The sequence below is a fragment of the Enterobacter sp. BNK-29 genome (genome assembly GCF_048684785.1).
Classification (GTDB): domain Bacteria; phylum Pseudomonadota; class Gammaproteobacteria; order Enterobacterales; family Enterobacteriaceae; genus Enterobacter; species Enterobacter cloacae_M.
The window spans coordinates 1,966,338-1,991,068 of record NZ_JBLQTU010000001.1; the positions used below are offsets into that span (position 1 = coordinate 1,966,338).

Consider the following 24,731-nt stretch of genomic DNA (forward strand, 5'->3'; position numbering starts at 1 on the left):
GGATACGGGGCAAAAAAAACCCCCACATCATGTGGGGGAAGACAGGGATGGTGTCTATGGCAAGGAAAACAGGGTTTACTGGTTACTACGGGTACTGCTATTGCTACTGAAAAACGTCGTTTCTGAGCTTCGCTGCATCCGTGCAACCTCACGCAGCTGGTCCATTCGCTGCTGATGTCTGGCATTCAAAACCGCTTGCTGCTCGGGCGTTAGCAGGTGGAACATCTGGTTGCGGACCTTCGCCAACTCTACCTGGCGGGCAACCTGTTCCTGTGCCATTTTTTCGGCCTGAGCGCGAACAGCGCTTTCGTCAAAATATTCTGCGGTGACAAGGCGATGCATTGTCTCCATTTCGCTAACATTAACAGGGGGCTGGTCGTGTCGTGCCCTCTGCATCAGATCTCGCATCTGTTGACGCTGATGTTCGGTTAAACTTATGCCGTCAAACATATGGCTTTGGCTGCTGTTCTGCGTTGCGCCCTCTTGTAAGGGACTGTTATCGCTGATGATAGCTTCAGCAGCCTGGCTAAACGCACTGAACGCCAGCGTTGAGGCCATGACGGCAGCGGTAACTTTGCGCATCACTTGCTCCCAAAATCTTTCGTGTCGCGATTCAACGAGAGACAGTCTACGATTCAGGCTGCAAACATGCGTCAGGGGGTGTAAAACAACGTAAAGTCATGGATTAGACAGCCTTGATGTCGTAATTTCTGCCTCGGAGGTATTTAAACAATGAATAAAATCCTGTTAGTTGATGATGACCGAGAGCTCACATCCCTTTTAAAGGAGTTGCTCGACATGGAAGGTTTCAACGTCCTGGTTGCCCATGATGGCGAGCAGGCGCTGAGTCTCCTTGACGACAGCATCGATTTACTTTTGCTCGACGTGATGATGCCGAAGAAAAACGGTATTGATACGTTGAAAGAGCTTCGCCAGACACACCAGACTCCCGTAATCATGCTGACCGCGCGCGGCAGCGAACTTGACCGCGTACTCGGCCTTGAGCTGGGCGCGGATGACTATTTACCCAAGCCGTTTAACGACCGTGAACTGGTTGCCCGTATTCGCGCTATCCTGCGTCGTTCGCACTGGAGCGAGCAGCAGCAAAATACCGACAACAGCTCACCTACTCTTGAAGTCGACTCCCTGAGCCTGAACCCGGGCCGTCAGGAAGCGAGCTTTGATGGCCAGACGCTGGAACTGACCGGCACGGAGTTCACCCTGCTGTATCTGCTGGCGCAGCACCTAGGCCAGGTGGTTTCGCGTGAACATCTAAGCCAGGAAGTGCTGGGCAAACGCCTCACCCCGTTTGACCGCGCCATCGACATGCACATCTCTAACCTGCGCCGTAAGCTGCCGGAGCGTAAAGATGGTCACCCATGGTTTAAAACCCTGCGTGGTCGCGGTTATCTGATGGTTTCTGCTTCATGATAGGAAGCTTAACCGCCCGCATCTTCGCCATCTTCTGGCTGACGCTGGCACTGGTTTTAATGCTCGTACTGATGTTGCCAAAACTCGACTCACGCCAGATGACGGAGCTTCTCGACAGCGAGCAACGTCAGGGCGTGATGATCGAGCAGCACGTGGAAGCCGAGCTGGCAAACGATCCGCCGAACGATTTAATGTGGTGGCGCAGGCTGTTTCGCGCTATCGACAAGTGGGCGCCGCCCGGACAACGCCTGCTGCTGGTGACCAGCGAAGGCCGCGTGATTGGGGCCGATCGCAATGAAATGCAGATTATCCGCAACTTCATTGGCCAGGCGGATAACGCCGATCATCCCCAGAAGAAGAAATATGGCCGCGTAGAGATGGTGGGGCCTTTCTCCGTCAGAGACGGAGAGGATAATTATCAGCTCTACCTGATCCGTCCTGCGAGCAACTCTCAGTCTGATTTTATCAACCTGCTGTTTGACCGCCCTCTCCTGCTGCTGATTGTCACCATGCTCGTCAGCTCGCCGCTGCTGTTATGGCTGGCGTGGAGCCTGGCAAAACCGGCGCGCAAGCTGAAAAATGCCGCCGATGAAGTGGCGCAGGGTAACCTGCGACAGCACCCTGAACTGGAAGCAGGTCCGCAGGAGTTCCTTGCCGCCGGAACCAGTTTTAACCAGATGGTGAGCGCGCTCGACCGCATGATGACCGCTCAGCAACGTCTGCTGTCGGATATTTCGCACGAGCTGCGTACCCCGCTTACGCGCTTGCAGCTTGGCACCGCGCTGCTACGCCGCCGCAGCGGTGAGAGCAAAGAGCTCGAGCGTATTGAAACAGAAGCGCACCGCCTGGACAGCATGATCAACGACCTGCTGGTCATGTCGCGCAATCAGCAGAAAAACGCGCTGGTCAGCGAAACGGTGAAAGCGAATCACCTCTGGCACGAGGTGCTGGACAACGCGGCGTTCGAAGCGGAACAGATGGGTAAATCCTTCACCGTCAACTTCCCGCCGGGCCCGTGGCCGCTGTACGGTAACCCCAACACGCTGGAAAGCGCGCTGGAGAACATCGTGCGTAACGCTCTTCGCTACTCGCATACGAAGATTGAGGTGGCGTTCTCGGTGGATAAAGACGGGATCACCGTCATTGTCGATGACGACGGCCCTGGCGTGAGCCCGGAAGACCGCGAGCAGATTTTCCGTCCGTTCTATCGTACCGATGAGGCGCGCGACCGGGAATCGGGCGGTACGGGACTGGGTCTGGCGATTGTTGAAACCGCCATGCAGCAGCACCGCGGCTGGGTGAAAGCCGACGACAGCCCGCTGGGTGGACTACGGTTAACGCTGTGGCTACCGTTGTATAAGCGTTCGTAGCTGTTAGTGCCGGGTGGCGGCTTCGCCTTACCCGGCCTACTTTCTGCGGAGGACTATTTTCCCCACAATCTCCGCGAATTATCCTCGATCTTGCTGCTTAAACGCCGCTTCTGCATCGTTCTCGTCCAGCTGGTCGATAACCCCGCGGCCGACAGCAGGCGATGATACTGTTCGTCGTCAAACGGCATATGCCAGGCAATGGCGCAGGCTTCATAAACAGACACATCGCTCAGGCGCGACGCCAGCTCAAGCGGCGCGTCCGCTGAAACCTGCCCAGCCAGCACCACGCGATACAGCCAGCCGGTTTTACCCGCTTTTTGCAGCTGGGCTGACATATCCTGAATACCGAAATGGTAGTTGAGCTTGAAGCACGGCGAGCGCGGCTGCGTCACCTGAATCAGGGCATCGCCCCAGCGGTAGATATCACCTATAAACACGTTCTTTTCGGTGAGCCCTTCGGTGGAGAGATTCTCGCCAAACGCGGGGGCGACGAAGAGGTCCGCCTGCTCGGGAAACTCGGTTTTCCAGTGCTGATAGTGTTCACGCGGGTAGTGGCACAGCGCGCGCTCGGGCCCGCCGTGGATTTTCTTTTCGGCCTGCTCGTCACCCGCAAGCCCGAGGTCGGTTAACGTCAGCTCACCGTCGACCTGAATTTTGGCGATGGCACTCGGGCGGCTGCCGTCGTACTCCCTTACCTTGCCTGTAAATACATTCACCGGATAATGCATCGCTGCTCCTTTTATGCCCTAAATAATTCGAGTTGCAGGAAGGCGGCAAGAGAGTGAATCCCCAGGAGCTTTCTCAGGTAAGTGACTGGGGTGAGCGAACGCAGCCAACGCACCTGCAACTTGAAGTATGACGGGTATACAGATACAAAAAAAGCGAGTCATAAGACTCGCTTCTCACAGGCGTCAATGCAACCTTATTTTTTAGCGGCGAAACGCGCTGCTGCTTCGTCCCAGTTCACCACGTCCCAGAAGGCTTTGATGTAGTCCGGGCGACGGTTCTGGAATTTCAGGTAGTAAGCGTGTTCCCACACGTCCAGGCCCAGGATTGGGAAGCCGGATGCGCCAGAGATTGCTTCACCCATCAGCGGGGAGTCCTGGTTAGCAGTAGACACTACCGCCAGCTTGTCGCCTTTCAGAACCAGCCACGCCCAGCCAGAGCCGAAACGGGTTGCAGCGGCTTTTTCGAATTCCGCTTTGAAGTTGTCAACAGAGCCGAAGTCGCGCTCGATAGCCGCTTTCAGGTCGCCCTGAAGGGTGGTACCGGTCTTCAGGCCTTTCCAGAACAGGCTGTGGTTAGCGTGGCCACCAGCGTTGTTACGCAGAACGGTTTTCTTGTCCGCTGGCAGCTGGTCCAGCTTGGTGATCAGCTCTTCAGCAGACAGGTTAGCGAACTCTGGCAGGCTTTCCAGCGCGGCGTTCGCGTTGTTCACATAGGTCTGGTGGTGTTTAGTGTGATGGATTTCCATCGTCTGCTTGTCGAAATGCGGTTCCAGTGCGTCGTAGGCATACGGCAGGGATGGCAGTGTATAACTCATAATCCTCTCCATTATTGTCGGGCGGCACAGCTGTTAATGCCGCGTAAGCAGTTGGTTCATTATAGTTAATTAAATGATATTGAAAATGATTATCAATGCCGTAGTTTTTATAAGGTTATTCGCATTCTGACAAAAGCCAAAATGGGTAATTCACTCAGGAGGTTAACGGAAGATGCTGCCGCAATGATGGCAGCATTCTCGGGTTAGTTTTGTTCCGCCACCAGCAGCGCATACGTGTCTGGTTCCAGGGCCTTGAAGATATGCGGCCGATCGGCGGGGTAGCAGATGTAATCCCCTGCGCCGAGCTCTTCCGGCGCGTCAAGCAGGCCGACCAGCGCCCGCCCCTGCGTCACGATAATATGCTCGACCGAACCCGGTGAATGCGGCTGGGAGAGGCGATCGGCACCCGGCTGAGTCATCAGAAGATAGACATCGCGGCGCGCGCCGGGCGGACACGCCGCCAGCAAAATGGCTTCATAATTAGCCTGTCCGGCAACCACTTTCGTCCCTTCACCACGGCGGATCACCTGCGTGGTCGGCAACTGCGGCTCCAGCAGGCGGGCGAAAGGTATATCCAGCGCCACGCAAAGCGACCACAGCGTTTCCAGGCTAGGGTTACCGTTACCGGACTCCAGTTGGGAAAGGGTGGATTTAGCGATCCCGGCACGGCGGGCAATTTCCGCCAGTGAAAGCCCGGTTCGCAAGCGTTCCCGCACCAGACTTTTAGCGATCAGGCTGATTGGCTGCGTCATATAACGGCCTCATTGTTCTATAAACCGAACGAATCGTTCATCTTGAAAAACACTTCTGTTGCGTTCATTATAATGGATACACGTTCGATATGGCTAAAAATGTATGAAGCATCATCTCTCTTGCCTGAAAGGCGACACCATAAAAGCAATCATCCTGGTCTGCCTCGCGGTCGGCGTGGTCGGGATGTCATACGGCTCCCTGGCGATGGCCTACGGTTTCCCGGTCTGGGTACCGTTTGTACTCTCCATCACTGTACTCGCGGGCGCGTCAGAGTTTATGTTTATCGGCATTGTGGCAAGCGGCGGTAATCCGCTGGCGGCCGCAGCCGCGGGGTTGCTGGTCAACGCGCGGCACGTGCCGTTTGGCGTGACGGTGCGTGAGCTGGTCGGCAAACGTGGTCTGAGCCTGTTGGGCTGCCACATCATGAATGACGAAAGCGTGGTGTTTGGCCTGTCGCAAAAAACGCCCGAACAGCGCAAAGCGGCGTACTGGCTATGTGGTTTAGGCGTGGCGATTGTCTGGCCGCTGGGGGCCCTGCTGGGCGCCATGGTCGGCAAGCTGCTGCCGGACCCGGAAACCATCGGGCTGGATGCGGTATTCCCTGCGATACTGCTGGCGCTGGTGGTTCCCGCGTTTAAAAACCGCACCACGTTGATCCGCGCCTGCAGCGGCGCCGCGCTGTCACTGGCCGCCGTGCCGTTTGCCCCGGTGGGATTACCGGTGCTGCTCTCCTTACTGGGTCTCGCTGCGAGGAAAAAATAATGGGAAATATGACGTTTTTTATTCTCGGTATCGCCATTTTGTCTGCGGGAACATATCTGATGCGTCTTGGCGGGGCGAAACTGGGCAGCAGGCTGGCATTGTCAGAGCGTTCACAGGCGCTGCTGTCAGATGCGGCAACGGTATTGCTGTTTTCCGTGGCGCTGGCGACCACGTTTTATGAAGGTGACCACTTTGCCGGCATGGCGCGCGTGCTGGGCGTGGCGTTTGCGGTGTTTTTGGCCTGGCGGAAGATGCCGTTAATTGTGGTGATCGTGGCGGCGGCAGTGGTAACCGCGCTGCTGCGCGTGGCGGGCATAAGCTAAAAAAGCGCCCCGGGGGCGCTCTTTCGACGGTGTGACAGCTTATTTAGTCAGTTCAGCAGTCATGTGTACGCGGTTACCTGAGAACGCCTGGGTAATTTTGTAAGATGATGCGCCAGCATCCTGAGCCTGAGCCGCGATTTTAGCTTCTGCGCCATCAATGGTAGAGGCGGTTGCGGTCACGGTCTGTGCAGCGAAAGAACCGAAAGAAGTAGCCAGAGCGATTACAGCGACAAAAGTTTTGATGCTTTTCATGATATAAACCCTTTCATTAAGTTGTTTAGGTAAGGCACCGTGCCTTGATGAGATAAATACTAGACCTCATCACGAACAACTAAAAGCGGAAGGATTTGCTATTATCATTCAAAATTATTGATTAACAATTAATCGCTGAGGATGGGTATAAACGGTCGCCTTTCCCGGCTTGCAGAAGCCCACCAGCGTCAGGTTGCAGCGCTCCGCCACCTCCACCGCCAGCGTGGTCGCCGCCGACACCGCGAACAGAATTTCCACACCGCACATCGCCGATTTTTGCACCATCTCATAGCTGGCGCGGCTGGAAACGAGTGCCGCCCCCTGCCTCCAGACATCACTTTCACGCGCACGGCGACCGAGCAGCTTGTCCAGCGCCACGTGGCGGCCCACGTCCTCGTGTCCCCCGGCAATATCGCCCGACGGCAACACCCATGCCGCCGCGTGCGTGCAGCCGCTCAGCTGGCCGATGGGCTGTACATCATTCAGGTGCTCGAGCGCATGGTCGAGGTGAGCCAGATTAAAGGTCTGAGTAAACGGCAGTGGCGCAACGGGTTTGCCAATATCATTGAGCTGCTCAACGCCACACACGCCGCAGCCGGTACGTCCGGCCAGCGCGCGGCGGCGCTCTTTCAGCCCCATAAAGCGGCGGCTGGAGAGTTCGATTTGCACTTCAAGGCCGTTGCAAGCCTGCACCACGTCCATGCCGTAGATCTCCTGCGGATGGTCAATGATGCCTTCCGAGAGGGAAAAACCGATGGCGAACAGCTCGAGATCTTTCGGCGAAGCCATCATCACCACATGGGAGATACCGTTGTAAACGAGCGCAACGGGCACCTCTTCCGCCAGAAAATCCGGCGTGGCATGGGTAATGTGGGGCGGTCTGTGTACCGACAGTTCCACAATGCCCGCAGGCAGGGGGGACGAGTGGGGAGCACGGTTTTGTTTAGACACAGCGGTATTCCTGAACAACCACGGAGGTGAGCCTGCTATTGCATCACAAACAACAGGGCTTACGCATAGTATGGATCAACTTTTCAGCATCAAGTTTACCTACTCACTTGTGAGAGGTACAACAAAACGCATGCTACACCCCTTTAACATGCGTGGTTAATAATGTGATTAATATCACACTTTATAGTCAACAGGGTGATAATACGTTCACTTTGTATTAACGCCATTAGAACAGCTGTACCGACATTGTGGTATTCTGATGATATCCCTCGTGGAATTGAGGGATTAACGCAAATTTTTCTCCTTTGCGGTCAATTCTCAACCGCGAAGTTAAAACTACATATGTAAGCAATGTCGAAACAAGGAGTGACCCATGCAGGTCAGCAGAAGGCAGTTCTTTAAGATCTGCGCTGGCGGTATGGCAGGCACCACGGCAGCGGCACTGGGCTTTGCGCCCGGCGTAGCGCTGGCGGAAACGCGGCAGTATAAACTGCTGCGCACCCGTGAAACCCGTAATACCTGTACGTACTGCTCTGTCGGTTGCGGGCTGTTGATGTATAGCCTCGGCGACGGTGCTAAAAACGCCAAAGCGTCTATTTTCCATATCGAAGGCGACCCGGATCATCCGGTCAACCGCGGCGCATTGTGCCCGAAAGGGGCCGGTCTGGTGGACTTTATCCACTCCGAAAGCCGCCTCAAGTTCCCTGAATATCGCGCGCCTGGCTCCGATAAATGGCAGCAAATCAGCTGGGAAGAGGCGTTTGACCGCATCGCAAAACACATTAAAGAAGACCGCGATGCCAACTTTGTTGAGAAGAACGCCGACGGCGTCACGGTCAACCGCTGGCTCTCCACCGGGATGCTGTGTGCCTCTGCTTCCAGCAACGAAACCGGTTATTTAACCCAGAAATTTACGCGCGCACTCGGTATGCTCGCGGTCGACAACCAGGCGCGTGTCTGACACGGACCAACGGTAGCAAGTCTTGCTCCAACATTTGGTCGCGGTGCGATGACCAACCACTGGGTCGACATCAAGAACGCCAACCTCATTGTGGTGATGGGCGGTAACGCCGCTGAAGCGCACCCTGTCGGGTTCCGCTGGGCGATGGAAGCCAAAATCCACAACGGTGCGAAACTGATTGTGATCGATCCCCGCTTTACGCGTACTGCGTCAGTGGCGGATTTCTACACCCCAATTCGTTCAGGTACTGACATCACTTTCCTGTCAGGCGTATTGCTGTACCTGATGACCAACGAAAAATATAACCGCGAATACACCGAAGCTTATACCAACGCCAGCCTGATCGTGCGTGAGGATTACCACTTCGAAGATGGCCTGTTCAGCGGTTACGACGCCGAAAAACGCAAATACGACAAAACCAGCTGGAACTACGAGCTGGATGAAAAAGGCTTTGCGAAGCGCGACACCACCCTGCAACATCCGCGCTGCGTGTGGAACCTGCTGAAAGAGCACGTTTCCCGCTATACGCCGGAGGTGGTTGAGAATATCTGCGGTACGCCGAAGGCAGACTTCCTGAAGGTGTGCGAGCTTATCGCCGAGACCAGCGCGAAAGATAAAACCGCGTCGTTCCTGTACGCCCTCGGCTGGACGCAGCACTCCATCGGCGCGCAGAACATCCGTACCATGGCGATGGTTCAGCTCCTGCTCGGCAACATGGGGATGGCAGGCGGCGGCGTGAACGCCCTGCGCGGTCACTCCAACATTCAGGGTCTGACCGACCTCGGCCTGCTGTCTCAAAGCCTGCCGGGTTACATGAACCTGCCAAGCGAGAAACAGACCGATCTGCAAACCTACCTGACGGCCAGCACGCCTAAACCGCTGCTCGAAGGCCAGGTAAACTACTGGGGCAACTATCCGAAGTTCTTCGTCTCAATGATGAAAGCCTTCTTCGGCGACAAAGCGACGGCGGAAAACAGCTGGGGCTTTGACTGGCTGCCGAAGTGGGACAAGGGTTACGACGTTCTGCAGTATTTCGAGATGATGCATCAGGGCAAAGTGAACGGCTATCTGTGCCAGGGCTTTAACCCGGTTGCCTCGTTCCCGAACAAGAACAAGGTTGTTGAGTCTCTGTCGAAGCTGAAATTCCTGGTGACGATTGACCCGCTCAATACCGAGACCTCAACCTTCTGGCAGAACCACGGTGAGTCGAACGACGTCGATCCGTCGAAGATTCAGACTGAAGTGTTCCGTCTGCCGTCAACCTGCTTCGCGGAAGAGAACGGTTCTATCGTCAACTCCGGACGCTGGCTGCAGTGGCACTGGAAAGGCGCGGACGCCCCGGGCATCGCCATGAACGACGGCGAGATCCTGGCCGGTATCTTCTTACGCCTGCGTAAGATGTATGCGGAAGAAGGCGGCGCGAACCCGGAACCGGTGCTGAACATGACCTGGAACTACTCAACGCCGGAAAACCCTGCGCCAGAAGAAGTGGCGATGGAGAGCAACGGTAAGGCGCTGGCGGACGTTATCGACCCGGCCACCGGTACCGTGCTGGCGAAGAAAGGCGATCAGCTCAGCACCTTCGCGCACCTGCGCGATGACGGTACCACGTCAAGCGGCTGCTGGATCTTCGCCGGTAGCTGGACGCCAAAAGGCAACCAGATGGCCAACCGCGATAACGCCGACCCGTCGGGCCTTGGCAATACGCTGGGCTGGGCATGGGCGTGGCCGCTCAACCGCCGCATCCTCTATAACCGCGCATCCGCTGATCCGCAAGGCAACCCGTGGGATCCGAAGCGTCAGCTTCTGAAGTGGGACGGCGCGAAATGGGGCGGCGTGGATATTCCGGACTACAGCACTGCCGCACCGGGCAGCGACGTTGGGCCGTTTATCATGCAGCCTGAAGGGATGGGACGCCTGTTTGCTATCGATAAGATGGCGGAAGGTCCGTTCCCGGAACACTACGAGCCGTTTGAGACGCCGCTGGGTACCAACCCGCTGCACCCGAACGTGGTCTCTAACCCGGCAGCCCGTATCTTCAAGGGCGATTTCGACGCGCTGGGTAAAAAGGACAAGTTCCCGTACGTGGGTACCACCTACCGTCTGACCGAGCACTTCCACTACTGGACCAAGCACGCGCTGCTTAACGCCATCGCGCAGCCGGAACAGTTTGTGGAGATCGGCGAGAAGCTGGCGGGCAAGCTCGGCATTGCCCATGGCGATACCGTGAAGGTCTCCTCTAACCGCGGCTATATCAAGGCCAAGGCGGTGGTGACCAAGCGTATTCGCACGCTGAACGTTCACGGTCAGCAGGTGGATACCATCGGTATTCCGATCCACTGGGGCTATGAGGGCGTGGCGAAGAAAGGGTTCATTGCGAACACCCTGACGCCGTTCGTCGGCGATGCGAACACGCAGACGCCGGAGTTTAAGGCCTTCCTCGTGAACGTGGAAAAGGTGTAACGGAGACGACTTATGGCTTATCAATCTCAAGACATTATCCGTCGTTCCGCGACTAACGGTTTCACGCCCGCGCCTCAGGCGCGGGACCACCAGCAGGAAGTGGCGAAGCTTATCGACGTGACCACCTGTATCGGCTGTAAAGCCTGTCAGGTGGCGTGCTCGGAGTGGAACGACCTGCGTGACGAAGTGGGTCACAACGTCGGGGTGTACGACAACCCGGCGGACCTGACCGCCAAGTCCTGGACGGTGATGCGTTTCTCGGAAGTTGAGCAGAACGACAAACTGGAATGGCTTATCCGCAAAGACGGCTGTATGCACTGTGCGGATCCGGGCTGCCTGAAGGCATGTCCGTCAGAAGGGGCTATCATTCAGTATGCCAACGGTATCGTCGACTTCCAGTCCGAACAGTGCATCGGCTGCGGCTACTGCATCGCGGGCTGCCCGTTCGACGTACCGCGCCTGAACCCGGAAGACAACCGCGTCTACAAATGCACGCTGTGCGTAGACCGCGTCACCGTCGGCCAGGAGCCAGCGTGCGTGAAGACCTGCCCAACCGGCGCAATCCACTTTGGCTCCAAAGAGGATATGAAAACGCTGGCGGCAGAGCGCGTGGGCGAGCTGAAAACCCGTGGTTACGACAACGCGGGCCTGTACGATCCGGCCGGAGTTGGCGGTACGCACGTGATGTACGTGCTGCACCACGCCGACAAGCCGAACCTGTATCACGGCCTGCCGGAGAACCCGGAAATTAGCGCCACTGTGAAGTTCTGGAAAGGCATCTGGAAACCGCTGGCAGCGGTCGGTTTTGCTGCCACCTTCGCAGCGAGCATCTTCCACTACGTCGGCGTTGGTCCGAACCGCGCGGAAGAGGAAGACGACAACCTGCATGAAGAGAAAGACGAGGTGCGCAAATGAGAAAACGTGACACCATCGTGCGCTACACCGCGCCGGAACGCATCAACCACTGGGTCACCGCCTTCTGCTTCATGCTGGCGGCGATAAGCGGGCTGGGGTTCTTCTTCCCGTCCTTCAACTGGCTGATGCAGGTACTGGGTACGCCACAGCTGGCGCGCATCCTTCACCCGTTCGTGGGTGTGGTGATGTTTGCCTCGTTTATCATCATGTTTTTCCGCTACTGGCACCATAACCTAATCAATCGGGATGATATCTTTTGGGCGAAGAATATTCGTAAGATCGTCGTCAACGAGGAAGTGGGTGATACCGGGCGTTATAACTTCGGCCAGAAATGCGTATTCTGGGCGGCGATTATCTTCCTGGTCCTGTTGCTGGTGAGCGGCGTGATCATCTGGCGTCCGTACTTTGCGCCTGCTTTCTCAATCCCGGTGATCCGATTCGCGCTGATGCTGCATTCATTTGCCGCAGTGGCGTTAATTGTGGTTATCATGGTGCATATCTACGCCGCCCTTTGGGTGAAAGGCACCATTACCGCGATGGTGGAAGGATGGGTAACCAGTACGTGGGCGAAGAAACATCACCCGCGCTGGTACCGTGAAGTCCGCCAGAAACAGGAAAAGTCATCTGAATGAGTATTCGCATAATCCCGCAAGATGAGCTGGGGTCGAGCGAGAAACGCACGGCGGATTATATTCCGCCGTTGTTATTCCCCAGACTCAAGAACCTCTACAACCGCCGCGCAGAGCGTCTGCGCGAGCTGGCAGAGAACAACCCGCTGGGCGATTTTCTGCGCTTTGCCGCGCTGGTTGCCCACGCGCAGGAAGTGGTGCTGTACGACCACCCGCTGCAAATGGATCTGACCGCGCGCATCAAAGAAGCCAACGCGCAGGGCAAGCCGCCGCTGGACATTCACGTCCTGCCGCGCGACAAGCACTGGCAAAAGCTGCTGCATTCGCTCATTGCCGAGCTGAAGCCGGAGATGAGCGGCACCGCGCTGGCGGTCATTGAGAATCTGGAAAAGGCCTCTGACCTGGAGCTGGAAGAGATGGCGAGCGCGCTGTTTGCCTCCGACTTCGCTCTGGTGAGCAGCGATAAAGCGCCGTTTATCTGGGCTGCGCTGTCGCTCTACTGGGCGCAAATGGCAAGCCTGATCCCCGGTAAAGCCCGCGCCGAATACGGCGAGGCGCGCCAGTTCTGCCCGGTCTGCGGCTCCATGCCGGTATCAAGCATGGTGCAAATCGGCACGACTCAGGGGCTGCGCTACCTGCACTGCAACCTGTGTGAAACCGAGTGGCACGTGGTGCGCATAAAGTGCAGCAACTGCGAGCAGACCCGCGATCTGAATTACTGGTCGCTGGAAAATGAAGAAGCGGCAGTGAAAGCCGAAAGCTGCGGCGACTGCGGCACTTACCTGAAGATTATGTATCAGGAAAAAGACCCGAAAGTCGAAGCGGTGGCCGACGATCTCGCCTCGCTGATTCTGGACGCGAAGATGGAGCAGGAGGGCTTTGCCCGCAGCTCGATCAACCCGTTCCTGTTCCCGGGTGAAGGGGAGTAATTCCCTCTGACAGTGCCGGGCGGCGCGAGCTTGCCCGGCCTACAGCTGTTAAGGTGAAACGACCCCAATAATGCCCGAATAGTCTTTCGTGCTTGAGATTATCCAGCCGTAGAATCACGACATCAGATAAACCGATAAGTATTCTGCCCATATCAGGGCCCGCCAAAGAACTCATATCCCCCCTGACTATTTCATCCCTGATTATTTCCAGGCAAGGCATACGCTTTACAGGTGTGGCTGAAGCAGATAATAAAAACATGACTCACCTTTGCGGGCCGCTTTCCGGTTTTTTGTCCTCGACAATATTCTTGTTTTCTTTTGAATCAAACCAGGTTATAAAACTGTATATCCATACAGTTAAAGGGAATTTTCATGGCACTGGAACAGGGTATTGCACAGCTGGTTCAGGGGTTTATCGCTGCAGGCCGGCCTTCGTCACGTCGACAGACCATTGAGGTAAGACGAGCAGGGTACATTGCCAGCACGGGGCTTGCTGGGAAGACAGAAACGCGCGTTCAGGTGGAGACGCTAGTGCTTGAGGGCCTTACCATTCGGGTATTTTCACCTCTTAATGCCCCTGAAATATTGCCTGCTGCCATCTACTATCACGGCGGATGCTTTATCAGCGGCGGCTTTGATACCCATGACAACCAACTCCGTCAGTTAGCCTGCTACGGCAATTGCCGGGTGATCGCGGTTCAGTACAGGTTAGCGCCGGAGCATACCTTCCCCGCCGCACATGACGATGCTGAAAGAGGTGCAGATCTGGTCTGGCAGTATGCGGACAAATTAGGCGTGGATAAGAACCGGCTCACCCTCTGTGGAGACAGTGCAGGAGGGCATCTGGCGCTGGTAACGGCGCTGAGGCTTAAGGTTAAAAAGTTATGGCAACCTGTACAGCTTATTCTTATCTATCCCATGCTCGACGCCACGGCCAGTTTTGAAAGCTATGCCCTTAATGGCACGGATTATATTATCACCCGCGATACCCTGCTCAGCGGGTATGAAATGTATCTCGCAGAGACTGACCGCCAGCATCCGGAAACCAGCCCGCTGTGGCGCGATGATTTTTACGGACTTCCGCCAGTGCACATCATTACCGCAGAGTACGATCCGCTGTGCGATGAGGGAGAAATGTTGTATCAGCATCTGACTGAGCAGGGTGTGAAATGTACTGCTCAGCGCTGGCTGGGCGTCATCCATGGCTTCTTTCAGCTTGGCGGCGTCAGCCAGTCAGCGCGAGACCTAATGCGGGATATCGCCGGGCGGATTAAGCACGCCCGAGATGAATGAACAGAAGATTACTCCTCCTCGTTCCCACCCTCTTCATACGCGCCGAAGGGCTTCGCTGGAAGAACAATGTAGGTGCCTTCAAACACCGCACCCGGTGTTTTATCACCAAACAGCTCAACCTGCATTTGTACGCGTGCTTTGCGGCCGCGTGCCAGGCGGTCGAGATCGCCACCCAGTGACCCCAGATCGGCCACGGCGCTCGGCTTGCCGCTTATCGGTGCGCTATAGCGAATGTGGGCATCGGCGAGAATGATGGTGCCGCCCAGATGACGCTCGCGAAGCATCAGCCAGATGAGACCCCAGCCGGTGAGCGTGGCAAGTGAGAAAAGACTTCCGGCAAACAGGGTGTGGTGCGGGTTCTGATTGCCGGTTTCCGGCATGGTGGTAATAAATTTTTGTCCGGTGTACTGCTGAATGCGCACGCCCATTTTTTCGCTGAGCGGAATGTGCTGATACCAGGCCTGCTGCAGCTGTCCACACCAGTCGGCGCGATGAAGAATATCATCCAGCGTGGCGATGGGTTTGATCATCAAAAAATGACGAATCGGCGTGGTTTGCGGGGTTGTGATTTCCCCCTGATTCACAAAACCGAGCTTGGCAAAAAATTCTACGGCATCTTCGCGGGCGCTACAGGTGACGCGCTTAACGCCTTCCTGACGGGCGACGGACTCAAGGGTCATCGCCATTAGCGTTCCCAGACCTTTGTCCTGAACGGAGGGATGAACCGCCATAAAGCGAATCGACGCTTCGTTATCGGCGTTGATATACAAGCGCCCGACGGCGACGAGGTTACCCTCTTCGTCCATCACCATCTGATGGTGAGCCATCGCATCCCAGGCGTCGCGTTCAGATCCTTTTGGCTGATGCAGTGGCTTGCGCAGCATTTCCCAGCGGAACTGGTAATAAGCGTCTAACTCTTCTTCCGTTTGCGGTACTCGAAGGTGATACATAGCTGTACTCTCTCTTGTTACCCGCGGCCACGCCGCCAGTTGGCTCATACCTGGAGCCAGAATGTGACGGGGCCATCGTTCACCAGCGAAACCTGCATATCTGCAGCGAATCGTCCGGTTTGCGTATTCATTTCCTGCTGGCGACAACGCTCAACAAAGTACTCGTAAAGTGCTTCCGCACGATCCGGCGCGGCGCCTTTAGAGAAGCTCGGGCGCATGCCGCGCTCGGTATCCGCAGCCAGCGTAAACTGGGAAACCACCAGCACGCTGCCGCCCGCCTGCTGGACGTTCAGGTTCATCTTGCCTTCCGCATCGCTGAAAATACGGTAGCCCAGCACGCGCTCACACAAGCGGTTGGCTTTTTGTTCGTCGTCATCCTTTTCGACACCTAACAACACCAAAAGTCCTGGGCCAATTTCACCCGTCACCTCTCCCTCCACGGTGACGCTGGCACGGGTTACGCGCTGTATCAATGCAATCATGGTTGGTCTGCTTCTAATTGTTTTTCAGCTTCTGCTGCTTTTTTAAGTTCGCGGTACACACCGAGAGTGACAGTTATTTCGGCACCAAGCAAGACGATACACCAGGTCCAGTAGACCCAGACAAACAAAATGGGGATCACCGCCAGCACGCCGTAAATCAGCTGATAGGATGGAAACATGGTGATGTAGAGGGCAAACCCTTTTTTACCGAGCTCAAAAAGCAACGCCGCCACCAGCGCCCCCACAACCGCATCGCGGTTAGGCACGCGCGTGGTCGGCACGACGCTATAGAGCAGCCAGAACGAGAGCCACGACAGGATCAACGGGAAGATGCGAAGCGCATTATCAATTACACCGTTTAACTCACTCGCCCAGCGCAAGGAGAGAAGATACGAGCTGATCGCCAGGCTCGCCCCGGCCAGCAGCGGCCCCAGCGTGAGGATCATCCAGTACACGGCAAAGGAATATACCTTTGGCCGCGCTTTTTTACTCCGCCAGATCGTGTTCAGCGCGTTATCAATGGCATACATCAACAGCAGCGCGGTAACGATAAGACCGCACGCCCCCACTGCCGTCATCTTGCTGGAATTGGCAACAAACTGCTCAATGTAGTTCTGGATGACATCCCCGGTTGCAGGAATGAAATTCGCGAAGACAAAATGACGAAGCTGCAGGCTGACGTCCGCAAACATCGGAAAGGCGGAAAACAGGGCAAAGATGACCGCCACCAGCGGCACTAATGAGAGCAACGACACGTAGGCGAGGTTACCCGCCAGCGTGGTCATGTTGTCCTCATCAATACGGTGCCAGAGCAGTTTCAGCCATGCTCTCAGCGGGCGAGTATGATGCGTGGCTTTTTGATGAACGGTTTTTAGCATAGCTGCTTCGCAAAGTAGTTTGGTATCGTCTCTTTTCCGGTCACCAGAATTGACGTTATACCTAACTGGTTAGCTCCCTCTATATTATCGGCGTTGTCGTCGAAAAAGACCGCATCGGCCGCGGTGAATCCCTCTGACTGCAGAACAGCCTGATAAATTCGCGCTTCAGGCTTACGCATCCCCATCTCCTGCGAAAGATAGATCTTGTCGGCCGCCGCCTTAACTTCAGGGTATTCCTCAGGCCAGAACGTCGTGTGCAGACGGTTGGTATTGGACAACACAACGACCCGATGGCCCTGCTCGCGAAGCTTATGCATGATGTCGATCACTTCAGGCCGGATGGCGACAAATACTGCCTGCCAGCCGTGTGAAAACTGCTCGTAGCTCAACGGTAGATCCATCTCCTGACAGAAACGTTCAGCGAATTCTTCATCGTCGATCTCGCCGCGTTCATGCTGATGGAAGGTCTCGCCCATCGCGAAATTCTGCTTCAGTGTCGCCAGCGGAACGCGGCTAAAGTCGCTCCACGCACCCAGCACGCGATTAAAATCGATATCGACGATTACGTTTCCTAAATCAAAGATATAAAGCATGGTTATCTCCTGCTCGCCGTGGAGAGGTAACTGTAGCGGGAAAGATAAAGTTTGGCTATGCACGAGATTCAGCTGAGAGGGAGCAGTATGAAGAACAAAAATTTAGCCCAGGAAGATGATATTGGCTTTCGGGCGATAGGTTGGGATGGGTTTTATTTAAGTGCGTTTTTGCGAAGATATACGTTTTAGTTCATTTTGCAAAAAATTATAGAAAAACGCTTCCATAAACTTTTTATCATCACCATATTCCCCCAGTTTTTGCCATGGCAATCCCATTTCTCGCGGCTTTGCGAGAAATTGCAACAAGTTCACTTTACTTAAATTTACATTTAGATACAAATACTCTATTTATCTTCTTTTTTATAATGCTAAGTTTACATTACTTTACACATGGAGCTGCACTTTCGTGAAGATTAAAAAGGGATACGTCCTCAGTGCCGTTTTAATAGCAATACTCTGCGCATTCGCTATTTATTCATACAATGCCTACCAATTTAAAAAAGCCAGCAGAGATATTTTATATCAACTCTCTAGCCAATTAATTGTGAAGCAAGGGCTTGAACCAAAATCTTCAACCCACCTCGTTTTTGATACGTTATATATCGACGGAAACATATCCAAAGATGATGACAAAATCATTGTGGGACTTATCAAAAAAAACCTTATCCCTGTCAGAACAATATCGATAAATAGTGGTGGTGGTGATGTCGAAACTGCAATCAATATAGCACGAATTATTCATGATAAAGAAATTAACATTGAGGTCAGGCGATTATGCCTTTCTTCATGTGCTAACTATCTTTTCCCAGCGGCAAAAAACAAAATCATCAACTATGGTTCGATTATTGGTTTCCATGGGTCACCTAATTCTGATGACAATAAGTTAACAACTACAGTTAATGGAGAAATCAATACAGACACAACGATAACAGATCGCATTTTCTCAGAAATAAGAAAAACGGATAAAGCATTCTACAAAGAAATAAATGTGTCATGGATGATGCCACTTTGCGGGCAAAAAGAAAATATTGGTGATCCAGACACAGGTCTGTCGACGTACAGCGAAAAGGATTTTACGCGTTTTGGCGTAAAAAACATTTCATTCACGGATGGTGAAATGGTATGGAAAAAGTCTATGGATATTATGGGTATACCTTTTGCTCACTATTGCAAGGAACATTAATAATGCGTGAACTCAATGAAAGTGAATTAAGTAACGTCAGCGGCGCAGGAATGTGGGGTTCTATCGGTAGTGCGATTGGTGGGATGTTCGGTGGTGGTAGTGCTGGTTGTAATGGCAGCTATTCTCACACCAGCACCACTAATAAAGATGGTTCTCACTCTGAAAGCACATCCTTTAGCGGTGGTTGCTCGGTTAACGTTGGTGGTAAAAGCGGTGGTTCATCAAAAGGTAATGGTGGTTCGAAAAGTGGTGGTGGCCGCCAGGGTAATGATCACGGAAGACATTAATTCCTGAATCATTATAACTCATAGCCGCTGATATTTAGCGGCTATTTCCACCCTGCAAGAGGCCAGATATGTTTCGCAAGGAAGCTATTGAATATCAGAGTACCCGGTGGGAAGGGAAAGCCGTTCTTCTGCCGGGCATCCCTTTTGCTTTTATCATACTGCTCAGCATTGTTTTTATTGCTTCCATTTCTATTTTTATTACCAAAGGTTCCTATACCCGTCGCGTCATCGTTCACGGTGAGGTAACCACTTTCCCTGGCTCAGTGAATATCTCTGCATCAATGCAGGGTACAGTCGTGAAGAGTTTTGTTAATGAAGGCGATCGCGTAAAAAAAGGTGACGCCCTCTTTCTCATTCATTCAGGTGTATCGACGCAATCAGGCCTGGTTGATGAAAATAAAAAAAAGGAGATCGCGCTACAGATAAACAGTATAAGCGTAATGATGGCAAATTTGAACTCTTCTAAAAAACGTACTCTCGCTGCGCTAACAACTCAAAAAGATCATTATCAGTCCAGTTTTAATACCTCATCTGGGTTCCTCGTGCAGGCTGAACGGGAACTGAATCAGATTGAGAAGAACGTTAACGATTACCGTAGTTATCAGGAAAAAGGTCTGGTCACCAAAGACCAGATGAGCAGTCAAAACGCACTACTCTATCAACAGCAGAGCAATGTTTCTGACCTGGTCGCCAGAAAATCACAAGACCAGGTTCAGGTCGATACGCTCAATCAGCAGATCCAGTCCCAGGGCGCTGATTATGACCATCAGATTTACCAGCTTGAGCAACAAAAATACGAGCTGGAAAAAGAAAAGTTAAATACAGAAGCGGAAGGTAATTATGTCATCGAGGCAACAGCCGATGGCTTAATCGACTCCATCAATACGGCGCAAGGTAAGATGATCGGCGCAGGCGATGTACTGGCGCGAGTTCAGCAGAATATCCATTCACCATGCTATCTCGAAACCTGGGTTCCCGATGAAGTTCTTCCTTATCTGGCGATTGGCCAGCGCGTTAATGTCAGTTACGACGCCTTTCCTTATGAAAAATTTGGTCAGTTCAGGGCATCAATATCAGCAATATCCAGGCTTCCGGCATCGAAGCCAGAACTTCTGTCAAAACAGACCATCGCACACGAATTCTATGACGATAAAAAGTCCTGGTACAAAATCATGATCAAACCTGACCTACAGTCTGTGCAAGTTCATGGAAAACAACTCGCACTGAGCCAGGGAGCCAAAGCGCAGATTTCTCTTTTCCTTGAAAAGAGACATATCTATGAGTGGTTATTATCGCCCTTTTACGAAATGAAAATGAGCGTAACGGACGCGGGTAATGAATAAACTTTATACACTTGAGACGCTGCTGCGCAAGTTGGATTTGAGGATATTTAAACGCATCCCAGTTGTCTTTCAAACTGAAGCGTCCGAATGTGGCCTGGCCTGTCTTTCAATGATATGCAGTTTTTATGGCAAGCAGGTCGATCTACTGCAACTCCGGCAACAATTCAATTTGTCATCACGTGGGGTCAACCTCCATGCGATAAAAGCAATTGCCAGTGAACTGGAGATGTCGTCACGCGCATTGTCCGTGGACCTTCAGGAATTACATGCCGTGCGTAAGCCCTGCATATTGCATTGGGATTTTAACCATTTTGTCGTACTGATTAAGGTCGATAAGAACAGCGCGGTGATCCACGACCCTGCGTTTGGACGACGGGTGATTAGCATGCCTGAATTGTCCCAACATTTTACTGGTGTTGTGCTTGAGGTATGGCCGGGAACCACTTTCTCAGTTCAAAAGAAGCAACACAGGTTAAAAGCCACCACATTATTAAAGAATGTCAATGGACTGATGACATCACTGGCGAAGATATTTTTCTTATCGCTGGTGATTGAGTTGATCAGCCTGCTGTTGCCTGTGGGAACACAATTAGTCACGGATCATGTCATTGCATCCGGAGATTACGGTTTACTTAATATCATCTGTCTGGGGCTGTTTATTCTGATTCTGTTACGTTTGACGGTCAGTGTCATACGCTCCTGGACCACGCTGATACTGGGAACACTCATCGACGTCCAGTGGAGTTTTAGCCTTTTTTCTCACCTTATTAAGCTACCAACCACCTATTTTGAAAGACGCAAACTGGGAGACATTCAGTCTCGTTTCCACTCGCTTGATGTTATACGGGCCACTTTTACCACAGGTTTAACTGGTAGCATTATTGATACGCTAATGCTCATGGGTTTGCTGGTAATGATGTTTTTATACAACCTTCAGCTCAGCATGATAGTGGTCTCTTTTACCGCAATATACACCTTCATTCGGTTTGCTACCTATCGATACTATCGCCAGTTATCCGAAGAAGAGTTAATCAAGGAAGCACGTCTTAATTCTTATTTTATGGAAACCCTGTACGGTATCGCGACGATTAAGATTCAGGGGATGACTGACCTGAGAATCAATAACTGGTTTAATCTTTTTTCAGATAAGGTCAATACCGGCATTCGTTTGACGCGAATGGATCTCTTCTTTGGTGGTGTCGTCTCTTTTATCGCTGCCTGCGACCAAATTGTTATCCTGTGGGTTAGCGGCAGGCTGATGATGGATAGTTATTTAACCATCGGTATGTTTATCGCGTTTAATACCTTCAGGAGTCAGTTCTATGACCGAATAAATGCCCTGATCAACTTTATCATTCAGCTGAAGCTCATCAATTTACATAATGAACGCGTAGCCGATATTGCGCTGCAGGAAGCATCTTCTTCAACGGCCACCAGCCCGCTGCGTTTACCACACGGAGCCTTAACGCTCGAAACTCAGGATCTGACCTACCGTTATGATAACCATGCGGACCCTATATTCAGCAAACTGAATCTGACCATTCATGCCGGGGAGAGTATTGCTATTACGGGCGTATCGGGTGCAGGTAAAAGCACCTTGATGAAAGTGTTGTGCGGTTTATTCGAACCGTCGAACGGCTGCGTCCGAATTAATGGCATTGATATTAAGCAACTTGGTTTTGAGCATTATGCTGAACGCATTGCCTGTATCATGCAGGAAGATAAGTTGTTTTCAGGCTCTATCAAAGAGAATATCGCCGGTTTTCGGCCTGACATTGACGAGCAGTGGATGGTGCAATGCGCCATCGCAAGCCATATTCATAATGACATTTTAAAGCTACCAATGGGTTACGAGACATTGATTGGTGAACTTGGGGAAGGGTTGTCCGGGGGTCAAAAACAGCGGATTTATATTGCCCGGGCATTATACCGCAAACCGGGTATTTTATTCATGGACGAAGCGACCAGCCACCTTGATAAAACCAGTGAAAGTCAGGTCAATCAGTCTATACAGGAGATGAACATCACCAGGATTATTATCGCGCATCGCGAAACCACGATTGCATCGGCAGATCGGGTGTTCGTGATAAATGGAGCAGAGTTACCCTAATCCCTGAATTTCGCAGGAAAGAGATAGCTTCGGGACATAACGCCCCAGGTAATGAAGAATTCTGGCGATCATCGAATAAAAAAGCCGCTGAGAGATCAGCGGCTTTTTAGTTGCCGGGTGGCGCTCACGCTTACCCGGCCTACGGATTGACCGTATTACTCTTCTTTCGCACCGCGCATAGCACGTTTACGATCGTTCTCGGTCAGGTGACGTTTACGGATACGAATTGACTGTGGAGTCACTTCTACCAGTTCGTCATCATCGATGAATTCCAGAGCCTGCTCCAGAGTCATCTTGATCGGTGGAACCAGAACCGTTGCTTCGTCAGTACCGGACGCACGCATGTTGGTCAGTTTCTTACCGGTCAGGCAGTTTACGGTCAGGTCGTTAGAGCGACTGTGAATACCGATGATCTGGCCTTCATAAACTTCAGCACCGTGACCCAGGAACAGCTTACCGCGATCCTGCAGACCGAACAGCGCAAACGCAACCGCTTTACCCTGACCGTTGGAGATCAGTACGCCGTTGTTACGCTGGCCCACTTCGCCCGGACGAACGTCGTCATAGTGGCTGAAGGTGGAGTACAGCAGGCCGGTACCGGAGGTCATGGTCATGAACTCAGAACGGAAGCCGATCAGGCCACGGCTTGGGATCACGTAGTCGAGACGTACGCGGCCTTTGCCATCTGGATTCATGTTTTTCAGGTCGCCTTTACGCTCACCCAGAGCCTGCATCACAGAACCCTGATGCTGCTCTTCAACGTCCAGCGTTACGTTTTCGAACGGCTCTTGTTTACGGCCGTCGATCTCGCGGAAGATTACTTTCGGACGGGAAACCGCCATTTCGAAACCTTCACGACGCATGTTCTCAATCAGAACAGACAGGTGCAGCTCACCACGACCAGAAACGCGGAATGCATCAGCATCTTCGGTTTCTTCAACGCGCAGCGCAACGTTGTGCACCAGCTCTTTGTTCAGGCGGTCAAGGATCTGACGAGAGGTAACGAATTTACCTTCTTTACCACAGAACGGAGAGGTGTTGACGTTGAAGAACATGGATACGGTTGGTTCATCAACGGACAGGGCTGGCAGCGCTTCGACGTTCTGCGGATCGCAGATGGTGTCGGAGATGTTCAGCTCACCCAGACCGGTGATAGCGATGATGTCGCCCGCTTCCGCAACGTCACTCTCGATACGCTCAAGACCCAGGTGAGTCAGTACTTTACCGACTTTACCGTTACGGGTTTTGCCTTCGCTATCGATGATAGTAACCTGCTGGTTAGGCTTCACTTTACCGCGCTTGATACGACCAATGCCGATTACGCCAACGTAGTTGTTGTAGTCGAGCTGAGAGATCTGCATCTGCAGGGTGCCGTCGAGATCGACGTTTGGCGCAGGAACACGGTCAACAATCGCCTGATACAGCGGGGTCATGTCTTCAGCCATGTCTTCGTGGTCCAGACCTGCGATACCGTTCAGCGCAGATGCGTAAACGATAGGGAAGTCCAGCTGCTCGTCGGTCGCGTCGAGGTTAACGAACAGGTCGAAGACCTGGTCAACAACCCAGTCAGGACGCGCGCCAGGGCGGTCAACTTTGTTGATAACAACGATTGGCTTCAGACCATGGGCAAAAGCTTTTTTGGTCACGAAGCGCGTCTGTGGCATTGGGCCATCCATTGCGTCAACGACCAGCAGAACGGAGTCTACCATGGACATTACACGTTCAACTTCACCACCGAAGTCGGCGTGCCCTGGGGTATCAACGATGTTGATACGGTAGTCATTCCATTTAATCGCGGTGTTTTTCGCGAGGATGGTAATCCCACGCTCTTTCTCCAAATCGTTGGAGTCCATCACGCGTTCTTGGGTTTCGGCACGCGCATCAAACGTACCGGATTGCTGCAGCAGCTTGTCAACCAGGGTAGTTTTACCATGGTCTACGTGCGCGATGATGGCGATGTTACGCAAATTTTCGATCACAACTTTGCCTCAGGCATTTAGAAATAGCGCGTTATTGTACACGGATTAATCGCACTACAAAACAGGATCACAAACATCCCCCGCAAACAAGTATTGCAGAGATGCTTTGTGATCGCTTTCACGGAGCGGTAAAAGGGCACTTTAACGTAAATTGCACCAATATGGTGCTCAATGTTCACATTGAAGCACTATACTGGTGCAACAAATCCATTGTGGTGCAGCCCTTTTGCACTATGGTGCGCATGATAACGCCTTTTTGGGGTGATTTAAAAGTTGGCACAGATTTCGCTTTATAAAAAATACATGGCACCAGCCAGTACAAACAGAAATTGAAGACCTCGTTACCACGAC

At 53.0% G+C, this 24,731-nt stretch carries 24 protein-coding genes; 13 read left to right on the plus strand and 11 right to left on the minus strand.

The genetic code is table 11. From position 1 onward, the window contains the following. Positions 1-75: 75 nt before the first annotated feature. A complete protein-coding gene (cpxP, locus tag ACMGGX_RS09400) occupies positions 76-582 on the minus strand; it encodes a cell-envelope stress modulator CpxP (protein ID WP_420298299.1) in 507 nt (168 codons plus the stop codon). A 150-nt stretch (positions 583-732) separates the two neighbouring features. Here cpxP and cpxR point away from each other — a divergent pair, with 150 nt between their 5' ends. Further along, positions 733-1,431: an envelope stress response regulator transcription factor CpxR gene (gene cpxR / locus ACMGGX_RS09405; protein ID WP_006179159.1), complete on the plus strand. Its 699-nt coding sequence runs from the start codon at positions 733-735 to the stop codon at positions 1,429-1,431. After that, on the plus strand, positions 1,428-2,801 hold the full coding sequence (gene cpxA, locus ACMGGX_RS09410) for an envelope stress sensor histidine kinase CpxA (protein ID WP_023309731.1): 1,374 nt from the start codon (positions 1,428-1,430) through the stop codon (positions 2,799-2,801). The genes cpxR and cpxA overlap by 4 nt, the downstream gene beginning before the upstream one ends. 53 nt (positions 2,802-2,854) lie before the next feature. Here cpxA and yiiM read toward each other — a convergent pair whose 3' ends face one another. The 3 genes from yiiM to ACMGGX_RS09425 all read right to left on the minus strand — a co-directional run bounded on the left by yiiM (position 2,855) and on the right by ACMGGX_RS09425 (position 5,096). Beyond that, positions 2,855-3,529, minus strand: a complete 675-nt coding sequence (yiiM, locus tag ACMGGX_RS09415) for a 6-hydroxyaminopurine reductase (protein WP_420298300.1) — start codon at positions 3,527-3,529, stop codon at positions 2,855-2,857. Positions 3,530-3,723: 194 nt separating this feature from the next. Next, positions 3,724-4,344, minus strand: coding sequence for a superoxide dismutase [Mn] (gene sodA, locus ACMGGX_RS09420; protein WP_004203668.1), 621 nt, complete (start codon positions 4,342-4,344; stop codon positions 3,724-3,726). Positions 4,345-4,547: 203 nt separating this feature from the next. Next, positions 4,548-5,096 (minus strand): helix-turn-helix domain-containing protein, encoded by a 549-nt coding sequence (locus ACMGGX_RS09425; protein WP_202772744.1) that lies wholly within the window; start codon positions 5,094-5,096, stop codon positions 4,548-4,550. 103 nt (positions 5,097-5,199) lie between these two features. Here ACMGGX_RS09425 and ACMGGX_RS09430 point away from each other — a divergent pair, with 103 nt between their 5' ends. Next, complete coding sequence (locus tag ACMGGX_RS09430) at positions 5,200-5,859, plus strand: AzlC family ABC transporter permease (protein ID WP_023309745.1); 660 nt, start codon at positions 5,200-5,202, stop codon at positions 5,857-5,859. Further along, on the plus strand, positions 5,859-6,182 hold the full coding sequence (locus tag ACMGGX_RS09435) for an AzlD domain-containing protein (protein ID WP_032662707.1): 324 nt from the start codon (positions 5,859-5,861) through the stop codon (positions 6,180-6,182). The genes ACMGGX_RS09430 and ACMGGX_RS09435 overlap by 1 nt, the downstream gene beginning before the upstream one ends. A 39-nt stretch (positions 6,183-6,221) precedes the next feature. On the opposite strand, the gene ACMGGX_RS09440 is transcribed toward ACMGGX_RS09435, so the two are convergent. Both ACMGGX_RS09440 and fdhD read right to left on the minus strand, forming a co-directional pair. Beyond that, complete coding sequence (locus tag ACMGGX_RS09440) at positions 6,222-6,434, minus strand: DUF1471 domain-containing protein (RefSeq protein WP_033146958.1); 213 nt, start codon at positions 6,432-6,434, stop codon at positions 6,222-6,224. Positions 6,435-6,548: 114 nt separating this feature from the next. After that, positions 6,549-7,385: a formate dehydrogenase accessory sulfurtransferase FdhD gene (gene fdhD, locus ACMGGX_RS09445; protein WP_048976994.1), complete on the minus strand. Its 837-nt coding sequence runs from the start codon at positions 7,383-7,385 to the stop codon at positions 6,549-6,551. 373 nt (positions 7,386-7,758) lie between these two features. On the opposite strand from fdhD, the gene fdnG reads away from it, so the two are divergent. From fdnG to ACMGGX_RS09470, 5 genes are all read left to right on the plus strand, one after another. After that, the gene (fdnG, locus tag ACMGGX_RS09450; protein ID WP_202772745.1) at positions 7,759-10,809 is read left to right on the plus strand and encodes a formate dehydrogenase-N subunit alpha; all 3,051 of its coding nucleotides are present in this window, start codon (positions 7,759-7,761) and stop codon (positions 10,807-10,809) included. Between the two features lie 12 nt (positions 10,810-10,821). Beyond that, positions 10,822-11,724, plus strand: a complete 903-nt coding sequence (gene fdxH / locus ACMGGX_RS09455; RefSeq protein ID WP_008501831.1) for a formate dehydrogenase subunit beta — start codon at positions 10,822-10,824, stop codon at positions 11,722-11,724. After that, a complete protein-coding gene (fdoI, locus tag ACMGGX_RS09460; protein ID WP_010436852.1) occupies positions 11,721-12,356 on the plus strand; it encodes a formate dehydrogenase cytochrome b556 subunit in 636 nt (211 codons plus the stop codon). The genes fdxH and fdoI overlap by 4 nt, the downstream gene beginning before the upstream one ends. Beyond that, a complete protein-coding gene (gene fdhE / locus ACMGGX_RS09465) occupies positions 12,353-13,282 on the plus strand; it encodes a formate dehydrogenase accessory protein FdhE (RefSeq protein WP_181594060.1) in 930 nt (309 codons plus the stop codon). The genes fdoI and fdhE overlap by 4 nt, the downstream gene beginning before the upstream one ends. 372 nt (positions 13,283-13,654) lie before the next feature. After that, positions 13,655-14,575 carry an alpha/beta hydrolase gene (locus tag ACMGGX_RS09470; RefSeq protein ID WP_420298301.1) on the plus strand — a complete coding sequence of 307 codons (921 nt, stop codon included), beginning with the start codon at positions 13,655-13,657 and terminating at the stop codon, positions 14,573-14,575. Positions 14,576-14,583: 8 nt separating this feature from the next. On the opposite strand, the gene fabY is transcribed toward ACMGGX_RS09470, so the two are convergent. Genes fabY through yihX form a run of 4 tightly spaced genes read right to left on the minus strand, consistent with a single transcriptional unit; the run spans position 14,584 to position 17,478 of the window. Beyond that, positions 14,584-15,525, minus strand: coding sequence for a fatty acid biosynthesis protein FabY (gene fabY, locus ACMGGX_RS09475; protein ID WP_023309755.1), 942 nt, complete (start codon positions 15,523-15,525; stop codon positions 14,584-14,586). Between the two features lie 44 nt (positions 15,526-15,569). Beyond that, on the minus strand, positions 15,570-16,007 hold the full coding sequence (dtd, locus tag ACMGGX_RS09480) for a D-aminoacyl-tRNA deacylase (protein WP_008501836.1): 438 nt from the start codon (positions 16,005-16,007) through the stop codon (positions 15,570-15,572). Then, complete coding sequence (locus ACMGGX_RS09485) at positions 16,004-16,885, minus strand: virulence factor BrkB family protein (RefSeq protein WP_045888499.1); 882 nt, start codon at positions 16,883-16,885, stop codon at positions 16,004-16,006. The genes dtd and ACMGGX_RS09485 overlap by 4 nt, the downstream gene beginning before the upstream one ends. After that, positions 16,879-17,478: a glucose-1-phosphatase gene (gene yihX, locus ACMGGX_RS09490; RefSeq protein WP_143347721.1), complete on the minus strand. Its 600-nt coding sequence runs from the start codon at positions 17,476-17,478 to the stop codon at positions 16,879-16,881. The genes ACMGGX_RS09485 and yihX overlap by 7 nt, the downstream gene beginning before the upstream one ends. 406 nt (positions 17,479-17,884) lie before the next feature. On the opposite strand from yihX, the gene ACMGGX_RS09495 reads away from it, so the two are divergent. From ACMGGX_RS09495 to ACMGGX_RS09510, 4 genes are all read left to right on the plus strand, one after another. Further along, on the plus strand, positions 17,885-18,661 hold the full coding sequence (locus ACMGGX_RS09495; RefSeq protein ID WP_023309758.1) for a hypothetical protein: 777 nt from the start codon (positions 17,885-17,887) through the stop codon (positions 18,659-18,661). Positions 18,662-18,663: 2 nt separating this feature from the next. Beyond that, positions 18,664-18,948 carry a hypothetical protein gene (locus tag ACMGGX_RS09500; RefSeq protein WP_023309759.1) on the plus strand — a complete coding sequence of 95 codons (285 nt, stop codon included), beginning with the start codon at positions 18,664-18,666 and terminating at the stop codon, positions 18,946-18,948. A 68-nt stretch (positions 18,949-19,016) separates the two neighbouring features. Further along, on the plus strand, positions 19,017-20,291 hold the full coding sequence (locus ACMGGX_RS09505; RefSeq protein ID WP_420298302.1) for an HlyD family secretion protein: 1,275 nt from the start codon (positions 19,017-19,019) through the stop codon (positions 20,289-20,291). After that, complete coding sequence (locus tag ACMGGX_RS09510) at positions 20,284-22,401, plus strand: peptidase domain-containing ABC transporter (protein WP_420298303.1); 2,118 nt, start codon at positions 20,284-20,286, stop codon at positions 22,399-22,401. Before ACMGGX_RS09505 ends, ACMGGX_RS09510 begins: the two co-directional genes overlap by 8 nt. A gap of 155 nt (positions 22,402-22,556) precedes the next feature. Here ACMGGX_RS09510 and typA read toward each other — a convergent pair whose 3' ends face one another. Continuing rightward, positions 22,557-24,380, minus strand: a complete 1,824-nt coding sequence (gene typA, locus ACMGGX_RS09515; protein WP_023309762.1) for a ribosome-dependent GTPase TypA — start codon at positions 24,378-24,380, stop codon at positions 22,557-22,559. Positions 24,381-24,731: the final 351 nt, after the last annotated feature.